General features: G+C 64.4%; 1 pseudogene. It reads left to right on the top strand.

Annotation, left to right across the window (positions count from 1 at the left end):
* A pseudogene (locus ACB037_RS21225) lies at positions 1-1454 on the top strand (type I secretion protein); the annotation flags it as partial.

Raw genomic sequence — 1454 nt, 5'->3', positions numbered from 1 at the left:
CGACGGCAGCAATACTCTGACCGGCACCGGCCACTTCCAGGTCAATGCGGGCTCGGATCGGGTGAGCGAGGTGTCGTTTGCCGACATCAGCGAGCAGCCGGCCCTGACCGCGTTGGGCCAGAGCGTCAAATACGAGCTGGTCGACGGCGATGCCAGCATCCCGGGCAATCAGGTGCTGAAAGGCTATGTGGAAGTCAACGGCCATCGCATCGAGGTGCTGCAAGTGGAGCTCAGTGGCAAGCTCGACAACGCCGATAGCAACGGCTTTGACTACAAGGTGACCCTCTATCAGGGGGTGCACCAGAGCGGCAACACCGCCACCGACCTGCCGTTCAAGCTGAACATCATTGACAGTGACAAGGGCAGCGGCAACAACGACAGCACCACGGGCACCCTCAACATCCGCATTTCGGAAGGGGCCAACCCGACCCTCACCCTGACCGGCGTGACCCTGAGCGAGGGGCGCTTCGACGGTGCCGCCAACAACCAGACCGGCGATGATCAGCATGCCACCGGCACCCTGACCATTAGGGCGGACTCCGATCCCGTGGTGGACGTGCGGCTGACCCTCTCGGGCCAAGTTGTGGATGGGAGTGGCAAGGCCATCACCCACAACGGTGAGACCCTCACCTGGCAAGAGGTGGCGGGCAGCAACGGCCACAGCTTCCAGGCAGTGACTGCGAGCGGCACCCTGGTGCTGACGGTGACCCTGCCGAGCGTGCCGGGGCGCATCGAAGCCCACACCCAGGCAACCCTCGATTACCAGGTGACGGTACACACCAACCTGGATCACGGGGCTGACGACAAGCTCAACCTGAGCCTGCCGGTCAAGGTGACCGACAGCGACGGCAGTGTGATCACCGGCAGCACCACGGCGGTGATCACCGATGCCGCTGATCCTCACCTTGGCAACGACAGCGGGGTCACCTTGCAGGAAGGGGCCTCTGGCCAGACCCTGGATGGCCAGTTGCCGGTGAGCGTGGGCAGCGATCGCCTGGTGTCGCTGAACTTCGAGGCGAACCAGCCTGGCCTGAATGGCCTCACCAGCGGCGGCCAGCCGACCCACTATCAGGTCAACGGCAATGTCATCACCCTGCTGGATGCGGGCGGCAAGACCATTCTGACCGTGACTCTGGGGCTGGATGGCAAGTACCAGGTGGCGCTCGACGGCGTGCTGGATCAGCCGGTCAGCACCAACAGCGTCAACCTGGGGCTGCAGGTGCAAGGCACCGACTTTGACGGGGACAAGAGCAATCTTGGCACCCTCAATATTCATATCACCGACGGCGTGCTGCCCCAGGTCGACCCCGTCTCCCTCACCCTGGTGGAGGACAGCGACTGGAGCGCGGCCCAGACCCTCACCGGGGATCTGGCCATCACCGCCGGGGCCGACCCTCTGGTCAACATCGCATTCGATGCCAGCCAGCCCGGCCTGCAGGGGCTCACCAGCGGCG

It is taken from the genome of Aeromonas sp. S19(2024), from assembly GCF_041402625.1.
Lineage (GTDB): Bacteria > Pseudomonadota > Gammaproteobacteria > Enterobacterales > Aeromonadaceae > Aeromonas > Aeromonas caviae.
The sequence above is the reverse complement of the archived record's forward strand: the minus strand, read 5'-3'. Positions and strand labels throughout refer to the sequence as shown.